Origin of the sequence: Bythopirellula polymerisocia, assembly GCF_007860015.1 — a bacterium.
Lineage (GTDB): Bacteria > Planctomycetota > Planctomycetia > Pirellulales > Lacipirellulaceae > Bythopirellula > Bythopirellula polymerisocia.
This window is the reverse complement of the sequence record NZ_SJPS01000001.1, coordinates 1,365,151-1,382,757: the sequence shown is the minus strand read 5'-3', so window position 1 is coordinate 1,382,757 and position 17,607 is coordinate 1,365,151. Positions and strand designations below refer to the sequence as shown.

17 protein-coding genes are annotated in these 17,607 nt (G+C 54.4%); 6 read left to right on the top strand and 11 right to left on the bottom strand.

Annotation, left to right across the window (positions count from 1 at the left end):
* The first annotated feature begins 20 nt into the window (after window positions 1–20).
* Window positions 21–1,994, top strand: coding sequence for a M48 family metallopeptidase (locus tag Pla144_RS05510; protein ID WP_146448571.1), 1,974 nt, complete (start codon window positions 21–23; stop codon window positions 1,992–1,994).
* A 12-nt stretch (window positions 1,995–2,006) separates the two neighbouring features.
* Complete coding sequence (gene epmA / locus Pla144_RS05505; RefSeq protein ID WP_146448569.1) at window positions 2,007–2,957, top strand: EF-P lysine aminoacylase EpmA; 951 nt, start codon at window positions 2,007–2,009, stop codon at window positions 2,955–2,957.
* Window positions 2,958–2,964: 7 nt separating this feature from the next.
* Here the strand turns inward: epmA and Pla144_RS05500 are convergent, their stop codons facing one another.
* From Pla144_RS05500 to Pla144_RS05485, 4 genes are read right to left on the bottom strand one after another with little or no spacing between them, the layout of a single operon-like run.
* Window positions 2,965–3,552 carry a DNA-3-methyladenine glycosylase I gene (locus Pla144_RS05500; RefSeq protein ID WP_146448567.1) on the bottom strand — a complete coding sequence of 196 codons (588 nt, stop codon included), beginning with the start codon at window positions 3,550–3,552 and terminating at the stop codon, window positions 2,965–2,967.
* A 2-nt stretch (window positions 3,553–3,554) separates the two neighbouring features.
* Window positions 3,555–4,058: a dihydrofolate reductase gene (locus Pla144_RS05495; RefSeq protein WP_146448565.1), complete on the bottom strand. Its 504-nt coding sequence runs from the start codon at window positions 4,056–4,058 to the stop codon at window positions 3,555–3,557.
* Window positions 4,055–4,849 carry a thymidylate synthase gene (locus tag Pla144_RS05490; RefSeq protein WP_146448562.1) on the bottom strand — a complete coding sequence of 265 codons (795 nt, stop codon included), beginning with the start codon at window positions 4,847–4,849 and terminating at the stop codon, window positions 4,055–4,057. Before Pla144_RS05490 ends, Pla144_RS05495 begins: the two co-directional genes overlap by 4 nt.
* Complete coding sequence (locus Pla144_RS05485; RefSeq protein ID WP_146448560.1) at window positions 4,846–5,109, bottom strand: hypothetical protein; 264 nt, start codon at window positions 5,107–5,109, stop codon at window positions 4,846–4,848. Before Pla144_RS05485 ends, Pla144_RS05490 begins: the two co-directional genes overlap by 4 nt.
* A gap of 209 nt (window positions 5,110–5,318) precedes the next feature.
* On the opposite strand from Pla144_RS05485, the gene Pla144_RS05480 reads away from it, so the two are divergent.
* The 3 genes from Pla144_RS05480 to Pla144_RS05470 all read left to right on the top strand — a co-directional run bounded on the left by Pla144_RS05480 (window position 5,319) and on the right by Pla144_RS05470 (window position 7,404).
* Window positions 5,319–5,732, top strand: a complete 414-nt coding sequence (locus tag Pla144_RS05480; protein WP_146448558.1) for a 2Fe-2S iron-sulfur cluster-binding protein — start codon at window positions 5,319–5,321, stop codon at window positions 5,730–5,732.
* An 82-nt stretch (window positions 5,733–5,814) separates the two neighbouring features.
* A complete protein-coding gene (locus Pla144_RS05475; protein ID WP_146448556.1) occupies window positions 5,815–6,132 on the top strand; it encodes a P-II family nitrogen regulator in 318 nt (105 codons plus the stop codon).
* A gap of 36 nt (window positions 6,133–6,168) precedes the next feature.
* Window positions 6,169–7,404 (top strand): DUF362 domain-containing protein, encoded by a 1,236-nt coding sequence (locus Pla144_RS05470; protein ID WP_146448554.1) that lies wholly within the window; start codon window positions 6,169–6,171, stop codon window positions 7,402–7,404.
* A 29-nt stretch (window positions 7,405–7,433) separates the two neighbouring features.
* On the opposite strand, the gene glnE is transcribed toward Pla144_RS05470, so the two are convergent.
* From glnE to Pla144_RS05440, 7 genes are all read right to left on the bottom strand, one after another.
* Window positions 7,434–10,592 carry a bifunctional [glutamate--ammonia ligase]-adenylyl-L-tyrosine phosphorylase/[glutamate--ammonia-ligase] adenylyltransferase gene (glnE, locus tag Pla144_RS05465; protein WP_146448552.1) on the bottom strand — a complete coding sequence of 1,053 codons (3,159 nt, stop codon included), beginning with the start codon at window positions 10,590–10,592 and terminating at the stop codon, window positions 7,434–7,436.
* Between the two features lie 99 nt (window positions 10,593–10,691).
* The gene (miaB, locus tag Pla144_RS05460; RefSeq protein WP_146448550.1) at window positions 10,692–12,116 is read right to left on the bottom strand and encodes a tRNA (N6-isopentenyl adenosine(37)-C2)-methylthiotransferase MiaB; all 1,425 of its coding nucleotides are present in this window, start codon (window positions 12,114–12,116) and stop codon (window positions 10,692–10,694) included.
* Between the two features lie 33 nt (window positions 12,117–12,149).
* Window positions 12,150–12,323: a hypothetical protein gene (locus Pla144_RS24465; RefSeq protein ID WP_197530401.1), complete on the bottom strand. Its 174-nt coding sequence runs from the start codon at window positions 12,321–12,323 to the stop codon at window positions 12,150–12,152.
* Window positions 12,324–12,419: 96 nt separating this feature from the next.
* The gene (gene fmt, locus Pla144_RS05455; protein WP_146448548.1) at window positions 12,420–13,352 is read right to left on the bottom strand and encodes a methionyl-tRNA formyltransferase; all 933 of its coding nucleotides are present in this window, start codon (window positions 13,350–13,352) and stop codon (window positions 12,420–12,422) included.
* Between the two features lie 125 nt (window positions 13,353–13,477).
* Entirely contained in the window at window positions 13,478–14,065 is a 588-nt protein-coding gene (gene def, locus Pla144_RS05450; RefSeq protein WP_146448546.1) for a peptide deformylase, read from the bottom strand.
* Between the two features lie 123 nt (window positions 14,066–14,188).
* Window positions 14,189–14,566 (bottom strand): hypothetical protein, encoded by a 378-nt coding sequence (locus Pla144_RS05445; RefSeq protein ID WP_231936177.1) that lies wholly within the window; start codon window positions 14,564–14,566, stop codon window positions 14,189–14,191.
* Window positions 14,567–14,627: 61 nt separating this feature from the next.
* A complete protein-coding gene (locus Pla144_RS05440; RefSeq protein ID WP_146448543.1) occupies window positions 14,628–15,017 on the bottom strand; it encodes a hypothetical protein in 390 nt (129 codons plus the stop codon).
* Between the two features lie 436 nt (window positions 15,018–15,453).
* On the opposite strand from Pla144_RS05440, the gene Pla144_RS05435 reads away from it, so the two are divergent.
* On the top strand, window positions 15,454–17,604 hold the full coding sequence (locus Pla144_RS05435; protein ID WP_231936175.1) for a DNA topoisomerase VI subunit B: 2,151 nt from the start codon (window positions 15,454–15,456) through the stop codon (window positions 17,602–17,604).
* Window positions 17,605–17,607: the final 3 nt, after the last annotated feature.

The following is a 17,607-nucleotide window of genomic DNA, read 5'->3' as shown; positions in this document are numbered from 1 at the left end:
CTCCACTCTCAACCCTCCCCATGTCCACTAACTTCTATCAACGTCAGACTGATGCACGCCGCACTACGAAGTGGTTGGTAGTCGTATTCACTTTGGCAGTAATTGCGATCGTGGCGACTGTTTTCTTCGCCACACTCGGGCTGGCAATGATGGCCAACGAACAGGAACAACTGACTCGTGGTGTCGCCGGCGATACCTTGGATCCTTGGAATGTGCCATTGGGTGCAAGTGCCTGTTCGCTGGCGCTTATCGCTGGAGGTAGCTTGTTCAAGGTTGCTCAACTTCGTGGTGGCGGAACCACTGTGGCGGAGAACCTTGGTGCCCAGCGCGTGCCGCAGAATACTACCGATCCTGTCGAACGACGCTTGGTAAATGTTGTCGAGGAGATGGCACTCGCCTCTGGTGTGCCGGTGCCACCGGTGTATTTGCTCAAGGACGAGCCGGCTATCAATGCGTTCGCCGCTGGGTATTCTCCCAGTGACGCCGTTGTGGCCGTCACTCGTGGCACAGTCGAACATCTCACCCGCGAACAATTGCAGGGAGTCGTCGCCCACGAATTCAGCCACATCCTCAACGGAGACATGCGACTCAACATTCGCCTGATTGGCGTATTGCACGGCATTCTGCTGATGGGACTCATTGGCCGCATGCTGTTTCAAATAGCGGCCCGTAGCGGAGGAAATCGACGTTCAGGCAAGGGAGACTCAACGATCTACTTCGTGATCCTAGGCCTAGGGCTCATGCTCATCGGTTTTTTGGGGACGTTTTTAGGCAACCTGATAAAAGCAGCCGTCTCTCGGCAGCGTGAATACCTGGCGGATGCCTCTGCTGTGCAGTTTACTCGTAATCCCGAGGGAATCGCTGGTGCGCTTAAACGCATCGGAGCCTTCGTCTCCGGCTCTCGACTCAAAAGCCCTCGTGCCGCCGAGTTGAGCCACATGTATTTTAGCCAAGGCGTCTGGGAAGGGTTTACAGGCTTGATGGCCACGCACCCCCCTCTAGCAAAGCGGATAATCCAGCTTGACCCTCAATGGGACCGCAAATTCCCAGCTCTTCCCAAGATACCCGCTGCGATGAGTGAATTGGGGTTGGCTGAACTGGGAACTGCCGCAGGACTGGTAGGACTCTCTGCAGGGGCTGACGAAGTTCCAATCGAAATTGTACAAGATTCGCCGGAGCAAGTCGGTAGCCCAACCGAACGGCATCGTGAATATGCCGCCGAGCTGATCGAAAGCCTTCCGTCAGAGATACTCGAAACTGTGCGAGAACCCTATGGCGCGCGGGCGGTGATGTTTGGCCTGCTCTTGGATGCGGACGATGAGATTCGCCAACAACAGTACGCTGCTCTGACAAACTCGATTGCGCCTGACGTGGTGGAGCTAACCCGGAAACTTGAGCCGAAGGTAAAGAGCGTCGATCCTCGTGCCCGACTTCCCTTGGTGGACCTGGCCTTGCCTGCTCTGCGGACGATGACCAAGGACCAGTATCACCGATTCTCACAAGCCTTTGCCAAACTGGTCGAAGCGGATCGCCGCATCGCGCCATTTGAGTGGATGCTTCACAGTGTTTTACTGCGGCACTTGCGTCCGCAATTCGAGCCAACGCGTCCGCCTCGCGTCGCTTACTACAGTCTCGAACGCCTAGGACATGAGGTCGGCACGCTGCTCTCAACCCTCGCAAACCTTGACAATACGGGAGAGCGAGTTGAACGATCGTTTCGTCATGCTGCTCAAATGGTCCCAGGAGTCAACGTTTCGCTGCTACCTGCCGCGGAGTGTACCCTTCCGGCATTGCAGAAAGCATTGGAAACCCTCCGCGCGGTAACACCCAAACTTCGCCATCAGATAATCGAAGCCGCTGCGGATCTGATCTGCTACGATCGAGATGTGTCAATTAAGGAAGCCGAACTCTTCCGCGGCATTTGCGACATGCTCGATTGTCCTATGCCCCCGCTACTACCAGGGCAACCGATCCCAGCACGGGCGTCAGCCTAAATAGTGCTCGCCATGTTCAACCGAATTCAAAATCTGCAACGGCGCAGCGAACTTCTCAACCGGCTCCGTAGCTTCTTCTACGATCGCAACTTTATCGAGGTCGAAACCCCGCTGCTCTCCAGTGAGGTGATCCCCGAGCTTCATATCGAACCAATCGCTGTGAGTAGTGACGCAACGCGTCGCACGGCTTTCCTCCAAGCCTCTCCCGAATTGCACATGAAGCGCCTCTTGGCCGAAGGAATGCCTGCTATCTTTCAGGTCACTCGGTCATTCCGGGCTGATGAGTTAGGTCGACTGCACAATCCCGAATTCACACTAGTGGAGTGGTACCGCGAAGGCGATGACATGCAAGCCGGCATGAACCTGCTAGACGAACTCTGTCAGACGCTGTTGGGCACTCCCCCAGCCCGTCGGATTAGATATGGCGAAGCGTTTCAAGAGCTGCTGGAGATTTGCCCTCATACCGCAACCTGCGAACAGCTGGCTACTTGTGCCAAAAGGAACGCTATCGCGATTCCTGAGAACATGCCCACTACCGATCGCAATGAGTGGCTCAATCTGCTGCTGACCGCGCGTATCGAACCGCAGCTTGGATTGACCGCTCCCGACTTACTCTACGACTACCCCGCCAGCCAGTCGGCACTCGCCAAACTGGCGATCCGTGACGACGGAATCGAAGTTGCCGAACGTTTTGAACTCTACTGGAAGGGTGTCGAACTAGCCAACGGATATCATGAACTCACCGACGCGGCTGAATTACGCGAACGACTCACTGTAGTCAATCAGCAGCGAGAATTAGCTGGCCGCCATGCCCTCCCGATGCCTGAGTCACTCCTAGCGGCAATGCAGCTGGGATTACCAAACTCATCTGGCTGCGCCCTCGGTTTCGATCGCTTGGCTGTGCTCGCTATTGGGGCGGAGAAGATTGGCGAAGTGATGGCTTTTTCGGAAGAGAACAATTGAAGGTCGATCACTTTATCTCTGCACATTCCCGATACCGAAAGCAATGCACAAGATGGTCGTTCACCAGCCCAGCGGCTTGCATGTGGGCGTAGACGATCGTGCTGCCGACGAATCTGAAACCGCGCTGTTTGAGGTCGCCGCTTAAGGCGTCGGATTCTTTGCTGGTGGCGGGAAGCTGACTCATTCGCTTCCATTTATTGACCTTGGGCGTGCCGCCGACGAAGCCCCAGATGTATTTGTCGAAGGTGCCAAACTCTTCCTGCACTTTAAGAAACGCACGGGCATTGGTTACCGCAGCGGTTACTTTGAGTCGATTGCGGACGATACCCGGATTTAGGAGCAGCTTCTCGATTCGCTTCTCAGTGAACCGGGCGACCTTCTCCGGATCGAACTCGGCGAATGCCTTACGGTAGGCCTCGCGTTTGCGGTAGATGGTGATCCAACTCAAACCTGCCTGAGCGCTTTCGAGCGTAAGAAATTCAAACTGCTTGCGATCGTCGTGGACTGGAACGCCCCATTCCTCGTCATGATAAGGCACCAATTCCCCGCGGCCAGCGTACTGCCAATCGCACGTTTCCCTTACTTCCCCCTTCACTCCTACACTCGCTGATAAACCGAGAATGTGTGGTCGTACTCGTCAAACTCGTCGGCCGTATGGTGCGACTCTTCCTTCACTTCCCATTCAGACCAGTTAACCTCGGGAAAACTGACGTCTCCTTCAACATCAGCAAGAACTCGCGTGAAATAGAGTCGATCTGCTTGCGGCAAAGCCAGTTCGTAAATCGCCGCACCACCGATGACAAATGCCTGGTCTTGATCGCAATCGGCTTGGCGAGCGATGGCTAGCGCCTCGTCAAGATCGCCAGCGACCTTCACTTCGGAATGACCCGTGTCATAGTCCTTGTTATGAGAAATGACTATAGAAGTTCGGCCATGCAGGGGACGTCCGATGGATTCCCATGTTTTGCGCCCCATGAGGATCGCATGTTCCATCGTGATCCGCCTAAATCGCCGTAAGTCGGCAGACATGTGCCAGGGGAGTTTCCCCTCGCGGCCAATAATGCCATTCTCCGACACAGCTACTAGAATTGCAATTTTCATACAGCCACCGGTGCGGAAATGTGGGGATGGGGATCGTAGTTCGTGAGGTCAAAATCCGAGATTTGGAAGGTGAAGATATCGTCGACAGCCGGATTAATCTTCATCTGTGGGAAAGGTCTCGGTGTGCGCGAAAGTTGCAGCGAGGCTTGTTCCAAATGGTTGTCGTACAAGTGGGCATCACCAAGAGTATGAACAAAATCACCCGCTTCCAGCCCGGTTATCTGGGCCATCATCATTGTCAGCAACGCATAGGAAGCAATATTAAAGGGAACACCCAGAAACACGTCGGCGCTGCGCTGATAGAGCTGGCAGGAGAGTTTTCCTTCGGCCACGTAGAACTGAAAGAGCAGATGGCATGGCGGCAGGGCCATCTGATCTACGTCGGCCACATTCCAGGCACTTACGATCAGACGGCGTGAATCGGGATTGGTACGAATTGCTTCAACCACTTCGGTGATCTGATCAATGCTGCGTCCGTCAGGAGCCTTCCAAGACCGCCATTGCTTGCCGTAAACGGGCCCTAGTTCCCCTTCGTCGTCGGCCCATTCATCCCAAATCGTCACACGATTTTCATTCAGATAGCGGACGTTTGTCTCTCCGCGCAGAAACCAAAGCAATTCGTGAATAATGGACCGCAGATGGAGCTTCTTGGTGGTCACTAGAGGAAACCCCTCAGCGAGATCAAACCGCATCTGATATCCAAACACACTCCGCGTACCGGTCCCCGTGCGATCGCTCTTGGCGACGCCTTGGTCGAGAATGTGTTGAAGTAGCGCGAGATATTGCTTCATTCTTTCGCCATTAGTTCTTCCACCACCTTGACCAACATCGCCGGATCATCCTTCTTGCGAAGCTGCTCTATCCGATTGGCGCTGATGCCGAGTTTTTCCAAGACTGCGACCACTTGATTCCATTTAGTTACGCGGCTCTTGCCTTCGGCCAGATAGAGATCTGTTACCAATTCGCTAAGTCTCTGAAGAGAAATCGCGTCTTTGTTATCGTAATAGTTCTTGATGATCTTCTGTTGATGTTTGGAATAATCTTTGCCCATCGCTCAATTCTATAGGGTTATCGTGTGAAACGGGTATTATGGCCGCGCAACATTGCCAGCGAATCGAGCCAAATTTATGCGGAAACCATAGACGTTTCCACTTTTCCGACTCCCTGCGGCGCGGTAGATTATCCTACCCACTGGTCGGCAGCAACGGTAGCCGATCCTCTCGATTCGAGTTCCCTCAAGTTTCAAAGGGTTGGTCGCCGATGCCGGTTGTGAAGTTTATCAAAGAGAAGAAAGAAATCGAAGTTCCTGAGGGGGCTAATCTCCGCAAAGAGGCCATGAAGGCCGGTGTGAATCCGCATCAGGGCCTCAACGGTTTCGGGGCCTCGCTGAACAAGTTCGTCAATTGTCACGGTCTAGGCCAATGCGGCACTTGTCGCGTGAACATCATCAAGGGTATGGAGAATGCCAGCAAGATGGGGTTAGTGGAAAAAACGCGACTCAAATGGCCAATTCCAACCCCTGTCACTCCTGGTGGGCTCGATCCTATCCCTGCGATGGCGTATCTCGGCAATGAAGAGACCATGCGGCTTTCCTGCCAAGTGACTATCCAAGGTGACATGGAAGTGGAAACCGGGCCTGAGCTGGACCTCTTCGGCGAGAACTTTTTCAGTTAGAATAGAAGCTGTCTGAGGTCAGCCTTCAGCTATCAGAAAAAACTAGCTGATGGCCGAGAGCTACAAGCCGAGAGCTTCCCCTATGCGCCAAGTCATTGCCATCGTTAAGCCATACCTTGCCGAAAAGATCCTCGAAGGCCTGCGGCTCGCTCCTTTGGAGGCTGTGCATGTGCGTGAAGTGAAAGGGATGGGGCGGCAGAAAAGCTACCTCGACCAATACACTGAGAGCGAATACTCCGAGGCGTTTCTCCCCAAAGTAGAAATCACCGCCTGGGTCGAAGACGCCCGCTGCGAGGAAGTCGTCCGCAAGCTCGTCGAAGTTGCCCGCACCGGTCGCATGGGGGATGGCAAGATCCTGGTTCTTGCTGCGGAGACCCCGGAGACACTTGCAAAAGTGTGAGTGAGCCTTTTCTGTTTAGAAATGAGATGACCGACCATGGCTAAAGATGAAGCCCCGATGAAGTTACTCTCGGTACGACAGAACCTTGTCTCAAATCCGCTCTCGGACGTGGCTCGCGAAGTCCACCTGCAGCTCGATCGCCTTGGTATGGAACCTCCGCAGGGTCGTGTGGCAATTCCGGTCGGTAGTCGCGGTATTTCTCAGATTCCGACCATCGTCCGCGCCACGGGGGATTGGCTCCGCGAACATGGGGCCGAGCCTTTTATGGTCCCTGCCATGGGTTCCCACAACGGAGCTACGGCCGAGGGGCAACAACAGATGATCGAATCGCTCGGCATGACTGAAAAGGCGATGCAGATGCCGATTCTCTCAAGCATGGAGTGCGTCAAAATTGCCTCCGTGAAAACTGGCGACGTATGGCTCGACCGTCATTCTTACGAAGCCGACGGTATCCTGGTCGTCAATCGTGTGAAACTCCACACCTGTTTCTCCGGTCCAGTTCAAAGCGGCTTGGTGAAAATGATGGTAGTCGGCATGGGCAAAATCCAATCTGCCGAGACCTTTCATTCGAGTCCCACACCACAAATGAAGGACATGCTGCTGGAAATGGGCCAGGTGCTGGTTGACTCCGGAAAATTCTGGGCAGGTCTGGCGATTTTGGAAGATGGCTTCGATCAGACGGCCGAAATTCACGCCCTTCCGGCCGATAAGATCCTTGAGCGCGAACCGACATTACTCAATCGCTGCCGCGAATATTTCCCGCGTATACCCATTGACGAGCTCAACGTGCTGATCGTCAACGAGATTGGCAAAACCTTCAGCGGCACGGGGATGGATACCAACGTCATCGGCTACCGCGGCGTAAAAGGTTATGAGGATCTCGACAGTCCCAATATCAAAATCATTGCCGCCATGTCACTTGCTACCGCTTCCAAAGGAAATGCTATCGGCGTTGGTCTGGCAGACTTCATCACTCGGCGACTCCGCGACGCAATCGATGAGCATAAGACCTTCATCAACGTCTACACCACCGGTGACATGGAGCGGGCCAAAATCCCCGCCACTCTCGCCGATGACGAGACCGTCGTCGAGCGCATACGCCATCGCTACGGCTCGCAGCGCTGGATGTTTATTCAGAACACGCTCAACCTGGATCATCTCTTCGTAAGCGAAGACCTTCGCGACGAAAGCGCGGCGTGTCCCCAATGCACCATTGAGGGTGATGATATAGAACTCTCGTTCAAAAAGGGTCAGTATCAGTTAGAGTTTTGAGCCGCGACAACCTTATTGGATTTTTTACACTACCCTTCCGCCTCCGCGAAAATGCGCAGAAACGTCTCCCGAAGTCGGCGGCAAGTTTCGAAGACTTCTTCAGCAAGCTGATCCGGATCGGCCCTAGCCATTAGATACGCCAGCTTTGAGCGTTCGCGGTCTTCATCTGGAAACTCGTGACGCCCTGTTGCGTCCATGAGCCGGATACGTGCTTCTACGCTACGTAGCAGGTTGTAGGCATCCTTTAAGAAAAGGGCTTCCTCTGCCGCCAAGAAACCCGCCTCTTCCAGGGAGACCAATGCGTTGAGGGTGTTCGTTTCGCGGACTGCTGAATTGTTTAGACCATGTTTGAGCTGGAGCATTTGGACAATGAACTCGACATCCATGGTGCCGCCTGGGCCCCGTTTGAGATTTCGCTCGGAGGCCGACTCTTCGAGTTTCATTCGCATCTCACGGATTGTGGCGGCATCGTCCGCTTGCCACGGCTTGCAGTAGGTCGCCGCCCACACTGCTTCCATAGTGCGATTTGCAGCCACTCTACTGCCGACAACCACGCGGGCCTTGCACAATGCTTGACGCTCCCAAAGCTGCCCTGCTCCTTCGAGAAAATAGCGGACAAATTCTTCGAGTGAAACTGCCAGTGCCCCACCACGACCCGTCGGCCGCAGCCGGGCGTCTACCTCGAATAGTCGGCCATAGGGGCCAAACTCAGACATCCGCTTGATGATCCGCTGAGCGAGTTCACTGAAGAAATGATTGTTCGTCGTTGCTTCGCCAGATCCCCGAATATCCAACACCGTGCGTCCCTCGGCCTCATAGAGAAACACGAGGTCCAGATCACTGTGATAATTCGGCTCGCGTCCACCAAGTTTGCCGAGTGCCAGTACGATAAAATCGCAACGTTGGCCAAAGCGATTAGGACTTGGTTGCCATTCGGCAAACTGCCCAACGCTGCCCGTCTCCGCAGGCGGTTCAATGCGAGGTTCGCCCCGTTTCTCGAGGAGCTTGTCATACTCCATTTCCACGACCTGTCGCAGACAAACTTCGGCAATATTGGAAAGCTCTCCGTGCGTCGCCTGGATGTCATCCTTGCCAAGTATATCGCGGACACCAACCCGTAGGTGCTGTGATACCTTAAAGCTGTGAAGGATCGGTTCCTTATCCTCGGCACCTCGAGTCAACTCGGCCAGCGACGCTTCAAGGGCTGCTAAATCAGGGAGTTTAGCAAGCAGCAAGCTATCCAGTAATTCGTCGATCATACCAGGATTACTGGTGAGAATTCCAGCCAGGTACGGACAAGCTGCGCATAAAGTCACATACAAGTTCAAGGTCGGTCGGTTGCTACTGAATAATTCCCATAGAGCAGCCTTGCTACCGAGCGAATCACTCACTCGGCTCAGATTCACCAGCGTACCGTCGGGATCAGGCGTAAGGGCAATGGCAGCGAGCAGACGGGGAGAAATCGAAGCTAAAAACATGCGGCAACGCCGAGTCGAGAGGAAAGGAATTCGTTCCTCGGCAAGCGACATCAAGTTTGAGTAGGCGGCCTGTGGGTCGGCGAACGGATACTTGCCCATCACCTTGGCAATGGTTTCCGGCGTAGGATCGGGATCATTTACCAGATCGACTTCTGGCTCGCTCTCTGCATTGTCGCTAAACGCATCGTGCAGTAGGTGGTCAAGGATTTTGCGATCCACTTCGGTTCGTTGTTTGAAATCGTTGCGAAAAGCTTCCAGTGCCGAGCGATTCACTTTGTCGGTGTAACCCATCCGCCGAGCAATCTTCCCCAAATCTGCTTCCGACTTAGGTAATTGATGAGTTTGCAGGTCGTACATAATCTGCAAGCGATGCTCCAACTTGCGGAGATAGCCATAGTTTTCCTCAAGCATCGCACTTTCTTGATGTGTGAGAGCGCCAGCCTTGTTGAGCCTCGCAATTGCTTCGAGCGTATTGCCGGTGCGCACTTCTTCGAGTGCCCCGCCATTCAAAAGTTGTAGAAACTGAATCACAAACTCGATATCGCGAATTCCTCCTAGCCCAGCTTTCACATCGGTGGCTGCAAACTCTCCATTGGTGCTACGAACTTCAATCCGCCGCTTCAGGGCTTTGATACCCGTGATGTCGGTCAGGCTCAAATAGCGGCGATACACCCAAGGCTCTAAACGTTCCAGGTATTCGTAACCAAGTTCCAAGTCGCCCGCCATTGGACGGGCCTTCACATATGCCTGACGCTCCCAGGTTCGTCCCCGCATGTCGTAGTAAGTCAGTGCCTGCTCCACACTCACACACAGTGGACCTTGCCGTCCCTCGGGCCTGAGTCGCATGTCCACCCGGTAGGCAAATCCCAGCTCAGTCGTTTCGGAAAGCAAATTAATCGTTTCCTGGGCAACTGCCGTCGCCAGGGCCTGACTGGCATCGCCTGTTTCGGCAGCTTGAAACAAAAACACCAAATCGATATCGCTCGAGTAGTTCAATTCCAGGCCACCCAATTTCCCCAGGGCCAGCGCCACGATCCTCGGGGGAGAGTACTCTCGACCATTGCCGTGCTGTTTGCGTTTGCCAACTTTGCGAATTGCAAAATCAAGTGCTGCTTCGACCGCAGCGTCAGCCACGTACGATATCTGCCTCGTGATTTGGGCCACCGGAACTCCAAGCACAATGTCTCCATAGGCAATGCGCAGGGTCTCGCGCCGCTTGAATCGGCGTAACGCTGAGAGAACCTCTGATTCACTGTCCATCGTGCGAACTTCGCCTACGAGCTCATCAACTAACACCTCTCTGGCAACCGGGCGCCCTTCGGTCATTCGCAGCAAATCATAGCTCTCGGGATCGCCACAGAGTTGATCGCTTAGATGCTGGCTGGTGTTGAGAATCAACAGCAGATTTGGCAGTGTTGTACGATCACGTTCAAAGAGGGCAGCCATCGCCAGCGGACTGCGCGCGGTCTGAAAAAACCGCTCCAGATTGTTCAGTGCCATATCTGGGTCAGCCAACTGCGGGGCGATTTCCGCGAATTGCTCGAGAAGAATGCTCAAGAGCTCAAGGGGAATGTCGGCTGCAAGTTTGACAAGATTTGCGTGTGCCGAGCGTAGGTTGGCAACGCCCAACGTAATCAACAGTGGCCCTGCTTCATCACGATCATTGACGGCACGACGAAGCTGATCGAGATCAATCGCGACTTTAGTCACCAGGCAAGTCTCTTCTCTGCAGGAGGATAAGTTAGCCGACACCTATTCGATGCCGACTCCATTCTCACTCCCTTACAGCCATATATCAACGGCACCCGCCTAAGCGCCTAAAGAAAACAATTCCGGTCCCACATGCTGCGTGACCACCGCGCCAAAAAGCGTATGTGCATTGGCATCATAAACAGTGATTGGAAGCGTCTGGCCGATCTGCCGACGATTGCCGTCGAAGACCACGATCCGGTCGCACATCGTCCGACCTGTCAGCTGCAATTGTTCCGAGTCAGCTGTTCCTTGCCTTTCGCTCGCCTTGCTCGGCCCCTCGATGAGTACGTTCACCTGCCGGCCAATAAAAGGCTGATTATCCACTTCGCTGATGATGTTCTGCATCGCGAGGAGCTCATTATTGCGACGTTTCTTGACTTCCTCGGGCACATCGTCTGGGTACAAATCAGCCCCCCTGGTGCCGGGCCGTTCGCTGTACTTGAAGATAAAACTGTTCTTGAAGCGCTGCTCGTGGACCAGATTGCAAGTAAGTTGGAAATCTTCCTCGGTCTCTCCACAAAAGCCGACGATAAAATCGCTCGTCACAGCCACATCTGGGACGATCTGGCGAATTCGCTCCATCATCTCGCGGTAGTCTTCGATCGTGTATCCGCGCTTCATCCGTTCCAACACGGGATTCGAACCACTTTGTGCCGGAACATGCAGATACTTCGCACACTTGGGAAGGTCGCGAACTGCGGTAAGTAAATCGTCGGTCATGTCTTTGGGATAGTTGGTGACGAATTTTAATCTCTCCAATCCATCGATCGCGCTTAGTGAAACCAAGAGATCACTCATGCGAGTAGTGCTATCCCCTTGCTTGTAGCGGTAGCTGTTGACAGTTTGTCCCAAGAGAATAATCTCCTTGCAACCCTCGTCAGCCAGTTGCCGGGCCTCTGCAAGGATTTCACACGGCGGACGACTCTGTTCAGGACCACGCACACTCGGCACTATGCAGTAGGTGCAAAACTTGTCGCAGCCGATCATGATCCGTACATACGCCTGATAGGGCGTGGGTCGCATCGCCGCGTCGCGCAGAGGATCAAAACTCTCGTGACTTCGCTCGATCTGTTGGCGACTGCCATCCTTGCGGCCGAGGCTCACTTCCATCCGGGGGCCACTCCCCGCTTCAATCCCCGCGATCAAGTCGGGAACCTGATGCAACTGACCCGGCCCGACAATCAGATCGACATACGGCGCCCGCTCGAAAATCAGCCGCTGGTCTTTCTGGGCCATGCAGCCTAGCACCCCAATCACCTTGTGGGGATGGGTCTGTTTGGCATTCTTTAGCCGTCCCAGGGCGCTGTAAATCTTGTCTTCGGCATGCTGTCGTACGCTACAGGTATTGAACAGAATTGTGTCAGCATCAAGCGAATTGTCTGTTAGCTCAAAACCTTGCTTGCGCAAACTGGCCACCACGAGCTCGCTATCGAGCACATTCATCTGGCAGCCAACGGTTTCGATATAAAGCTTCTTGACCATCACTCTACAATCAACTCTAAGCACTCAAATTTTCTAAGCAGCATTGCGATCCGACTTCTTTTGTTTCTTTTTCTTCTTCATCTGTGATGCGATCTGTTCACGCGACTGTTCGACGAGTTCATTACGCCGGCGGGTCATCAGCCGAGTGAGTGTCATCACCGCCACATATCCGGCGACGGCCAGTATCAGAACGTCCCAGCGATCCATGCCAGTTCCTCCAAATTGAGGGAAATCCACAGCTCCCCATAATACACGGCATGTTGGGGGACGTGCGAGGCGAAAATCGCGATTGATAGCAGGAAACTAGCTAAACCGGTCTCCCACTTGCACCGAATTTCCCCGCAAGAACTCTTCCACTCGCATTGCACGCTTCCCGGTAGGCTGAATTTCCAACAGACTCAAGTTCCCTTTGCCGGAGGCAATGACCAGTTCCCCTCCCGTCGCAACGACTACCCCCGGTGCTGTATTGGAAGCAGAATCACCACAGAGGGCAACTCGATGCACGATCAGTCGCAGTGGTCCGCCCGAGCTACGTTGCCAGTCCGTAAAGGCCCGCGGCCAGGGCTGCAGGGCTCGGACCTGGTTCTTGATTTCCAACGCGGAGCGAGTCCAATCGATCTGCCCATGTTCTTTGGTAAGTCGAGGAGCCTTGGTGGCTTGGCTCTTGTCTTGTTCAACGACAATCTCTGTGCCTGTGGCCAATTGTTCGACGACTTTCATGACCAGATCAGCACCACGTTCTGCCAGGCGAAACTCCAATTCTCCTGCCGTCTCGTCGGGATCAATTGCCACGCGGTCTACTCCAACTGCAGGCCCAGCATCAAGCCCTGGGGTCATCCGAATTACAGTATTTCCCGTCTCGCTGTCACCGTTGAGCACGGCCCATTGGACGGGAGCTGCCCCCCGATATTCTGGAAGCAAAGAGCCGTGCAGATTGATTCCCCCTAGCCGAGCTACGGCGAGGGTCTCCGACTTGAGGATTTCACCGTAGTCGCAGACCACCAAGAGATCTGGCTGCAATTCGACGAACTTCTGACGGGACTCATCCGAATTGACTGTCTCCGGTTGCCAATCAGGAATTCCCAGCGATTCTGCAGCCAACTGTACTGGGGCCGGAAGTGGTTTACGTCCCCGTGGTGGCCGACTCACCGCCAGCAGCACTTCATGCTTCGAGGCGTGAAGTGCCCGCAGCGAAGGGACAGCAAACGGGCCCGTTCCCAACATAAGGATCCGCATGAAAAGCTCCGCTAAAGAAATGGGGGAATTTAAGGAACAGGAGGAAATAAGAAATGGGGGGAAAAATTAGTACCTTCTTCGATTCCCCCTTTCCTTAAATTCCTGCATTCCTCTCATTGATTTTTCTATGCCCGCAAGCGTTCGAGTTCTGCCAGCCGCGCCGCGATATGTTCGTCGCTAGGCATCTCGCCGTGATCGCGCTTACTTTGAAAGTCGATCTCGAATTCTTCGATCTCGCCACTGATATCCACTTTTTGAGCCGGTGAGAGGCGATCGATAAACAGCACTCCATCGAGGTGATCGACCTCATGCTGGGCGATTCGTGCGAACAGCCCGTCGAGTTCTCCATTGAATTGTTCACCCGCTAGATTGTAGGCCTCGACGGTGATCCGCTCCTTGCGGACCACATTCCCCTTCACGTCGGGAATGCTCAAGCATCCCTCTTCGCCTTCTTCTTGACCTTTCCCGCCGCGGAGCACGGGATTGATGAAGACGTGCTCAGAGTTGGTCTCTTTTGGGTCGCCCGTGGGATTAGCGATAAACAGGCGATAAGGAAGATCGACCTGATTGGCGGCCAGCCCAACCCCTTCATGTTTGTACATCAGTTCAAACATCTCGGCTATCAGCTCGCGCAGCTCGCGGTCAACTTTCTTGAGCGGTTTCGAGACGTGCCGCAGTGTGGGATGCGGATAATGAATGACTTCGAGTTTCAAAAGGGAAATATCCAATGCGAGTACAAATCGGCCAGAAAACAGCGAACAAGTCGTTATTCTGCCCGATTTGCTCTCACAATAACAGGTCCCTGAAACCGAGATCGCCTCGATGTCGACGGACGCTCAGCGCTGAGTTGGATACCAGGGGGCTCGCACGTGATACACGCCAAATTGGTGCGTGCTACTGGGCCAAACTGGGGTGTTTCGGAAGCCTGCTCCGAAGGGGCCTGGACCTGGGTAGTTGCGGCCAAATTGGTGGTCAATTCGTGAGATGCTCATGCTCGGGGCACCCCAGCTCCAGTTGGTTTGCAACTGGGCCGTCGGGGGAACGACCATGGCCACCGGATAGCCATACGCCGAGTGAGCATAGTTGGCATGCCAGTTGGTCTGCTCAGCCCTACGAAGTGGTTTCAGATAGGGCGCCTCAGCCTGGGCCGTCGGAGCCAGCACTGAAGACAACAACAGTACTAAAGCATACTTAAAGAGAGTATTTTGTGACACGCTTCTGATCCTCGTGACTGAATGTAATGATTCGTAATGCCAAGATGTAAGCGAACAAGTTTCAATACTTGTTGCTCCAAGTGTGGCAGATGTCTTGAATGCGCAACCCAAACGAGTGGTAGCGAATTTTCGCCCGCGACCAACCTGCACCTGGGGTGTGGGCATAGTGTGATCGGCTGTGATGATACATCATTTCGTGCGGCATCAGTGGCTGATAGGTCGTGTAGGTGTGTCCTACATGTGCCGGAACCGGCAGCGGTGACACATACATCTGTGCAGCCGTGCCGCTGGGCTGAGGACCTTCGTAGAAGTTATAGAACAGGTCGTTCTTATCCTGGTAACTGATGTGCCTCTTGAATCGGCCTTCGACTTCTGCCGAGGCAGTGGCACTTTCAAACAGCACACCGACAAGACACACCAAGGTGCCGACGGCAATGATACGAGTAGCCATGATGAATCGCCTCCCTGCGATCACAGGCTCAAGCACAGAAAACTTGGGGCAGTTTCGCGGTTCCTCTGGGGGGGTTCCGGGAATCGACTAATGGGCTTCCGGCGAGAGTCTGATGGGGTTCTGGGGAGCCCCGTCGAGGTTGGTGGTCTTTGCCGACCGATGACGGGACCGTTGGGGTGGGGACGGCTCACTCACGATCTGGGGACCATGGGAACAAGTCGTCCTAGCAAATGTTTCGGCCAGTTCGGGTCTTAACGATGAGAATTTATCTGCCGCAAGTAGGGGCAAATCTAATGAATCACAAAATGAGGTAGGACCTGCCCTGGGTCGAGGCGCATATTATCGCTATAATCCCCAAAACCCGCAGATTTTAACACCTTACCTCAGCTGGGGGCACGCTTGCCTCCGGGAATCTTTGATCGTGGGAGATGTCGCTTTGGCAACGGCGAAAAAGAAAACCGTAAAGAAGAAAGTGCGTGCGGCAAAACCGGCTACGCGCTCGGTTAAGAAAAAGAAGGTCAAGAAAAAAGTCCGAAAAAAGACTCCGTCGGCATCAGCCGATGCTGAGATGCAGCATTCTCCAGCCGCGAGTAACGGAGTGGCCCCCAAGCGTCGCAGTACCGCGAAAGCGATGGCTGCCACTCAGCGGGACATCTCTGTCAGCGAGTTTTTCGCGAAGAACCGACACCTTTTGGGGTTCGACAACCCCCGCAAGGCCTTACTCACTACTGTCAAGGAAGCCGTAGACAACTCGCTCGACGCCTGCGAAGAAGCCGGCATCCTGCCCGAGATCTGGGTCCACATCCAGCAGACTGCCAACGACCGCTACAAGGTCGGCATCCAGGATAATGGCCCCGGGATCCTCAAGAAACAGATCCCACTGATCTTCGGCAAATTACTCTATGGTTCCAAATTCCACCGCCTCCGTCAAAGTCGCGGGCAGCAGGGGATCGGCATCAGCGCCGCCGGCATGTACGGCGTGCAGACCACCGGCAAACCGGTGAAAATTATCTCGAAAGTCGGAGCCAGGAAACCTGCCCACTACTACGAGATCCAAATTGACACTAAGAAAAACGAACCTCGTATTCTTAACGGCAAAGGAGAAGGGGTCGATATTCCCCCCGGGGAAAGCGGGAAGGCGTACATTGAAAAGCATGGCATTGAGTGGGTCGAACAGCCGCACGGCACCCGTGTCACAATTGAGCTGGAGGCCAAGTTTGTCCGTGGTCGGGGCAGTGTCGGCGAATATCTCGAGCAGACGGCCATCGCCAATCCGCACATCACTCTTAATTACGAAGACCCCGACGATTTCGTCTACACCTACGAGCGTTCCACCAAAGTGCTTCCCCCCGAGCCGAAGGAAATCAAGCCGCACCCCTATGGTGTGGAGTTGGGTCGTTTGGCCGCGATGCTAGAAGAAACTCAGGGCTCGACGCTCTCGGAGTTTCTTACTTCGCGATTTTCTCGTGTGACTTCGCCGCTTGCCCGTCGTATCTGCCAAACCGCCGGAGTGGGTACTCGCACAAACACTCACAAAGTGGGCCGCAAAGAGGCAGAACTTCTGTTCCATGCGATCCAGAAAACTAAGATTTCCCCCCCGGCGACCGATTGCATCTGCCCGATCGGCGAGGATCTCATCCTCAAGGGGATGCACAAAGTTGTACCTGGTGAATTCTACGCTGCGGCTACTCGCCCCCCCGCAGTCTACCGCGGTAACCCTTTTCAGATCGAAGTCGGCCTTACCTACGGCGGCTCAGCTCCTACACAAAACATCAGTAAGGACCTGCTTCTAGACCTGCTCGAAGAGACCGACGCCCGCACCGTGCGACAATTCCTGGTTCACACATTCAACGGACTCGGCGGCGAGGGGGCCGACAAGATCATCAAGACTGCCAGCATCGGCACCCGCCAGACTCCGAGCAAGCTTAAGCCGAAGGAAATCGAGGCCCTGTTCACGGCAATGAAAAACGTTAATATCGCCGAAGGCCAATCGATGGAAGTGCTCCGCTACGCCAACCGGGTGCCGTTGCAATTCCAACAATCGGCGTGTGCAATCACGCAAACCATCTTGAATACCAACTGGCGTAGCTACGGGCTAAGCCAGTCCCGCGGTGGCTTGCCAAAGGGTCCCGTGAGTCTGATGGTTCATATCGCCAGCGTGTGGGTCCCCTTCACCAGCGAGTCGAAAGAAGCGATCGCCAACTACCCCGAGATTCAAAAAGAGATCCGCCTGGGACTGCAAGCCGTGGGTCGTAAGCTGGGAATGTTTCTCCGTCGGCGTCTGCGGGTCAAGCAGCAATCTGACCGCCGCGAAATCTTTCTGCGGTATCTGAAAGAAGTCTCGACCGCGGTGAGCGAGATCAACGGCGTCAAACAACCCGAACTATACGAGCAACTCCTAAGCGTTGCCAAACGCCGCACCGCTGACGCCGACATGAAGCTCGACGAGCGCGGCAAGAAGATCCAGGAAGACCCCACGCAACTCGACCTGGGCGAGAATGTGTTGATCGTCGATCCCACCCAACATGAAGCTGCGATCAACCGCGTCGAGATCGAAGAGGAACCCGAAGAGGCTTACGAAGAGTAACTC

Coding starts and splice junctions, on each gene's coding strand:
- Pla144_RS05510 (WP_146448571.1), top strand. CDS start 21: ATGTCCACTAACTTCTATCAACGTCAGACTGATGCACGCCGCACTACG.
- epmA (WP_146448569.1), top strand. CDS start 2,007: ATGTTCAACCGAATTCAAAATCTGCAACGGCGCAGCGAACTTCTCAAC.
- Pla144_RS05495 (WP_146448565.1), bottom strand. CDS start 4,058: ATGAAAATTGCAATTCTAGTAGCTGTGTCGGAGAATGGCATTATTGGC.
- Pla144_RS05490 (WP_146448562.1), bottom strand. CDS start 4,849: ATGAAGCAATATCTCGCGCTACTTCAACACATTCTCGACCAAGGCGTC.
- Pla144_RS05485 (WP_146448560.1), bottom strand. CDS start 5,109: ATGGGCAAAGATTATTCCAAACATCAACAGAAGATCATCAAGAACTAT.
- Pla144_RS05480 (WP_146448558.1), top strand. CDS start 5,319: ATGCCGGTTGTGAAGTTTATCAAAGAGAAGAAAGAAATCGAAGTTCCT.
- Pla144_RS05475 (WP_146448556.1), top strand. CDS start 5,815: ATGCGCCAAGTCATTGCCATCGTTAAGCCATACCTTGCCGAAAAGATC.
- Pla144_RS05470 (WP_146448554.1), top strand. CDS start 6,169: ATGGCTAAAGATGAAGCCCCGATGAAGTTACTCTCGGTACGACAGAAC.
- miaB (WP_146448550.1), bottom strand. CDS start 12,116: ATGGTCAAGAAGCTTTATATCGAAACCGTTGGCTGCCAGATGAATGTG.
- Pla144_RS24465 (WP_197530401.1), bottom strand. CDS start 12,323: ATGGATCGCTGGGACGTTCTGATACTGGCCGTCGCCGGATATGTGGCG.
- fmt (WP_146448548.1), bottom strand. CDS start 13,352: ATGCGGATCCTTATGTTGGGAACGGGCCCGTTTGCTGTCCCTTCGCTG.
- Pla144_RS05440 (WP_146448543.1), bottom strand. CDS start 15,017: ATGGCTACTCGTATCATTGCCGTCGGCACCTTGGTGTGTCTTGTCGGT.